The organism is Sphaerospermopsis kisseleviana CS-549 (assembly GCF_028329225.1).
Classification (GTDB): domain Bacteria; phylum Cyanobacteriota; class Cyanobacteriia; order Cyanobacteriales; family Nostocaceae; genus Sphaerospermopsis; species Sphaerospermopsis kisseleviana.
This window is the reverse complement of the sequence record NZ_JAQMTI010000200.1, coordinates 1-4,575: the sequence shown is the minus strand read 5'-3', so window position 1 is coordinate 4,575 and position 4,575 is coordinate 1. Positions and strand designations below refer to the sequence as shown.

6 protein-coding genes are annotated in these 4,575 nt (G+C 35.5%); 5 read left to right on the top strand and 1 reads right to left on the bottom strand.

Annotation, left to right across the window (positions count from 1 at the left end; translation table 11 throughout):
• The first annotated feature begins 876 nt into the window (after nt 1–876).
• Complete coding sequence (locus tag PN497_RS16315) at nt 877–2,265, top strand: serine/threonine-protein kinase (protein WP_096565894.1); 1,389 nt, start codon at nt 877–879, stop codon at nt 2,263–2,265.
• Between the two features lie 52 nt (nt 2,266–2,317).
• Here PN497_RS16315 and PN497_RS16310 read toward each other — a convergent pair whose 3' ends face one another.
• The gene (locus PN497_RS16310) at nt 2,318–2,683 is read right to left on the bottom strand and encodes a four helix bundle protein (protein ID WP_081677538.1); all 366 of its coding nucleotides are present in this window, start codon (nt 2,681–2,683) and stop codon (nt 2,318–2,320) included.
• A 290-nt stretch (nt 2,684–2,973) separates the two neighbouring features.
• Between PN497_RS16310 and PN497_RS16305 the strand changes: the two genes are divergently transcribed.
• The 4 genes from PN497_RS16305 to PN497_RS16290 all read left to right on the top strand — a co-directional run bounded on the left by PN497_RS16305 (nt 2,974) and on the right by PN497_RS16290 (nt 4,289).
• On the top strand, nt 2,974–3,210 hold the full coding sequence (locus PN497_RS16305; protein ID WP_096565895.1) for an RNA-binding protein: 237 nt from the start codon (nt 2,974–2,976) through the stop codon (nt 3,208–3,210).
• A gap of 4 nt (nt 3,211–3,214) precedes the next feature.
• Nucleotides 3,215–3,451, top strand: a complete 237-nt coding sequence (locus tag PN497_RS16300) for a hypothetical protein (protein ID WP_096572577.1) — start codon at nt 3,215–3,217, stop codon at nt 3,449–3,451.
• Between the two features lie 351 nt (nt 3,452–3,802).
• Complete coding sequence (locus PN497_RS16295) at nt 3,803–4,030, top strand: hypothetical protein (protein WP_096565897.1); 228 nt, start codon at nt 3,803–3,805, stop codon at nt 4,028–4,030.
• Nucleotides 4,005–4,289 carry a type II toxin-antitoxin system RelE family toxin gene (locus tag PN497_RS16290; RefSeq protein ID WP_096565899.1) on the top strand — a complete coding sequence of 95 codons (285 nt, stop codon included), beginning with the start codon at nt 4,005–4,007 and terminating at the stop codon, nt 4,287–4,289. Before PN497_RS16295 ends, PN497_RS16290 begins: the two co-directional genes overlap by 26 nt.
• Nucleotides 4,290–4,575: the final 286 nt, after the last annotated feature.

The following is a 4,575-nucleotide window of genomic DNA, read 5'->3' as shown; positions in this document are numbered from 1 at the left end:
CCAGGATTTGAGGATTTACAGGATGTTATTTATAGATTTTCTGTTGGTGTTTAAAGTTGTATTTGTCTGAATCAGGATAACCAGGATTTGAGGATGTACGGGATGGTAATTTTTAGATGGTTTGTTTGGTGTTTAAAGTTGTATTTGTCTGAATCAGGATTTCCAGGATTTGAGGATTTACGGGATGGTAATTTTTAGATGGCTTATAAACATTCAAAAACAATCATTCAATAACATCATCAAAAAATCCCCAACTTCCCAACAAACAATCATCCAAAAACATCCTGAAAATCTCAGATTCCCAACAAACAATCATTATCTCGACTTCGCTCGATAACCACCTGATTCAGACAAAAAATCCCCAAATTCCCAACAAACAATCATTCAAAAACATCCTGAAAATCCTCTAATCCTGGACATTATCTCGACTTCGCTCGATAACCACCTGATTCAGACAAAAAATCCCCAACTTCCCAACAAACAATCATCCAACAACATCCTGAAAATCCTCTAATCCTGGACATTATCTCGACTTCGCTCGATAACCACCTGATTCAGACAAAAAATCCCCAAATTCCCAACAAACAATCATCCAACAACATCCTGAAAATCCTCTAATCCTGGACATTATCTCGACTTCGCCCTTCGACACCGCCCTTCGACACCGCCCTTCGACACCGCTCAGGACAGGCTCAGGACAGGCTCAGTACAAGCTCACTAACCGCTCAGTACAAGTCGCGGTAGTTGAGCGTAGTCGAAACTCGATAACCACCTGATTCAGACAAAAAATTCTGATTCCAACTACTTAATTGTATCATATAATTATGATAAAATTATACAACTCTTTCATCCCATCATCATCCCACTCTTGAAAATATGATAATCTGGCAACCAGGACAACAAATCAAGAACGGTAGATTTATCATTCAAAACATTTTAGGTACTGGTGGTTTTGGTATTACCTACAAAGCTTTAGAACCCAGCACAGGGAAATTATACGCTATCAAAACCCTCAATTCAACCATGCAACTGCGGGAAGACTTTGCAGAACAACAGGTTAAGTTTATTAACGAAGCCTTGACAATTAAAGGATTTGATCATAAGCACATTCTCAAAGTTTATGAAGTCATCCAAGAAGGTCAACTTTTTGGCGTGGTGATGGAATATATTGATGGGGTGACTTTATTTAAATATGTCCAAAATCAAGGACAATTATCAGAAAATGAAGCACTATTATATATAAATCAAATTGGTCAAGCGTTAGAATATATCCATAATAAAGGACAGTTACACCGCGATATTAAACCGGGAAATATTCTATTACGAGAAAATCAACAAGAAGCGGTGTTAATTGATTTTGGTTTAACTCGCAGTCTCGCTACCAAAAGTATGACTAATTCTCTCACAGAAGGTTATGCACCTATTGAACAATATCGTCGCAGAGGTAATTTTGGAGAACATACAGATGTTTATGCTTTAGCCGCAACATTATATTATCTGTTAACTGCTGATGGATTGAAAAAAGAGGGAGAAATTTGTCCCGTACCCGCAACAAACCGGAAATATGAAGATGAACCTTTACCCGAACCTAAACATTATGAACCTCGTATTAGTCAGAGGGTGAATAATGCTATTTTGCAGGGTATGGAAATAGAACCGGAAAATCGCACTGTGACGGTTTTGAAGTTTCGGGAAAATTTGGGTTTGGTGGTTACACCTGTAACACCACCTATTCCTACACCTCAACCACAACCACGACAAAAACAAAATATCCCCACACCCTCACCTGTCAACCAAGAGGTAGAATTAAAATCAGATGTAGGAATGGACTACAGAAAACTGCGTGACTTACTCAAAGCAGGAAATTGGAAAGAAGCAGATGAGGAAACATTACGGGTAATGTTAGCAGTTGCAAAACGGGAAAAAGAAGGTTGGTTAGATACTAACAGCATTGATAATTTTCCCTGTGCAGACCTCCGCACTATTGACCAATTGTGGGTAAAATACAGTGATGGTAGATTTGGGTTTTCTGTTCAGAAACGAATTTATCAGGGTTTAGGGGGAACGAGAGAATATAACGGAGAAATCTGGGAGAAGTTCGGGGACAAGGTAGGATGGAGAAAAGGAGGAAGCTGGTTGTACTACAGAGATATTTGTAATGACAGAAAAGCACCAGAAGGCCACCTACCTAGGGGTGGTTTTGGTGTGTGGTATTGGGTGTTGGGGTGTGAGTTCTTCTCTCGCGTCGAGACTTGTAGATTGTAACACGCCCTAACGGGAAGTCAAAAGTCAAAAGTCAAAAGTCAAAAATAAGACATTAATTATTTTTCATCTTTTCTTTTGTGGTGACAATTGATTTAGCAATAATTCTCATCAACTGTTCACATTCATCAACCAAATCTGCTACTTTTTCATTAGGAACAATTTCCGATTTAACTAACAACCTTAACCAATACTTTGTTTCCCTTGCTTCCTTGAGTGCTATTGATTGTTTACTAACAAAATCCTTATCACTTTCAGCACTACGAGATTCTTCCATATTAGCACCAATAGATGTACCTGATCTAAATAATTGAGCAGCTAATAATCTTGGTGTACCAGGTTGTTTATCTAGGTAAGAACACAATTTTGTAATTCTTACAGCAAATTCAAAAGTTCTTTCATTTATTGGTGTATAATTCATGATCATCAAAATCTCCAACTTTTAATTAAGTATAATTAATTTTTGACTTTTGACTTTAGGACTTACGCAGAACTTACGCAAGATGTGACTGAAAACCTTATTCTTGCGTAGGGGTAATTCATGAATTACCCCTACTTTGGTTCTGTTTTGCGTAAGTCCTGGACTTTTGACTTTTGACTTTTGACTTTTGACTTCCCGAAGGGCGTAGGGTGCGTTAGGAGTGCGAAAAGATTATAAAATAGATAAATAAGCGACGTAACGCACCATTATTATTGAAGGAGAAAAAAATATTGAATTTTGAGATATTAGGAAAAACTGAACAAATAGAAATAATTGCTATTGATAAATCAATTCGTGATGTAGAAAGATTAAAGAAAATCTATGGACAAGGGAGATGGCGAAAATTAAAAGGAATTGCTACCATTAAATTAGAAGATGAAAGTATCTGCAAAGCTGAACTTCATTGGTATGAAGCTCATGGTATTGGTAAAAAAGAAATAAAAATTAAGTACATTTTAGATGAGTAAACCTATGTCAAATTCCAACATATCTAAACAATTCGCTATTTGTATCAAAAATGATAACTACCCAGCTTCTTTAGAAACCAGAAAAATCTATGAAATTTTACCTGATGAAAAAGCAAGTCAACATCATCAAATTCGTGTTATAGATGAATCAGGAGAAGATTATCTTTATCCTAGTTCCTATTTTATTTTACTGCAATTACCTACAGAAAATCGAGAATTATTAGCTTTATTTAGTTCGTAGTTTGTAGCGATGTAACGCACTATTTAAATTGTCATAAATCAGGATAACCAGGATTTAAGGATTTACAGGATTTTATTTCGTGGTTTAAAGTTCCTCAACTGCTTAAATAATGATTTTCTCAATGAGAAAGTAAACAGTTAAAAATAAAATGTTATAATGTATGTAGCAGTCAAGAGGTCTGACTTTTTCGGATCGTGAGAGCAAGGTCTCTCCTTGACTGATTTTTATTATACCAGGATGCACAAAATAAATGTATTTGCTTTATGCAGATGAGTCAGGTACTACCCACAACGAATTTTGTCTGAATCAGGATAAGATATGATCAAGTTAGGTAAATAATCAAGATAATCTATGAATACATTAGAACTTCGTGAACAAATCCAAGAATATGTTGAACAACTGTCACCTGAAAAATTACTAGTAGCAGTTGATTTTTTAGCATATTTAGCAACAAGAGAAGATGATGCTACTCAAGAGTTATTAGAGATTGTAGGATTTAAAGAAAATTTTGATCATGCGAGAGAAAACATAAAACAAGGAAAGGTGATTGCTGTTGACCAACTTAAACGAAAATATTAATTATACTGTTGTTATTAGTATTGATGCGGTGGAGTTTTTTGAATCTGCTTCTGGTACTTTACAAAAAAAGTTAGATAGATGTTTTGATCGTTTAAAAATTAATCCTGGTAATCATCCTAATATAAAATCTCTCAAAGGTGAGTTATCAGGTTATTATCGTTATCGCGTAGGTGACTATAGAGTTATTTATGAAATTAATGATGACTTAAAACTGGTAACAATTATTTTTATTGCCCATAGAAGCAAAGTTTATGAATAGCTTGTAGGGTGCATTAGGAACGCGAAAAGATTATAAAATAGATGGATAAGTTAAGTACGCAGACGTAACGCACTATTGATATTGTCTGAATCAGGATAACCAGGATTTGAGGATGTACGGGATGGTAATTTTTAGATGGTTTATTTGGTGTTTAAAGTTGTATTTGTCTGAATCAGGATTTCCAGGATTTGAGGATGTACGGGATGGTAATTTTTAGATTTTCTGTTGGTGTTTAAAGTTGTATTTGTCTGAATCAGGATTTCCAGGATTTGAGGATGTACGGGAT

Bases quoted from the DNA above. Each gene is read 5' to 3' on its own strand.
- PN497_RS16315 (WP_096565894.1), top strand. From the start codon at position 877: ATGATAATCTGGCAACCAGGACAACAAATCAAGAACGGTAGATTTATC.
- PN497_RS16300 (WP_096572577.1), top strand. From the start codon at position 3,215: ATGTCAAATTCCAACATATCTAAACAATTCGCTATTTGTATCAAAAAT.
- PN497_RS16310 (WP_081677538.1), bottom strand. From the start codon at position 2,683: ATGAATTATACACCAATAAATGAAAGAACTTTTGAATTTGCTGTAAGA.
- PN497_RS16295 (WP_096565897.1), top strand. From the start codon at position 3,803: ATGAATACATTAGAACTTCGTGAACAAATCCAAGAATATGTTGAACAA.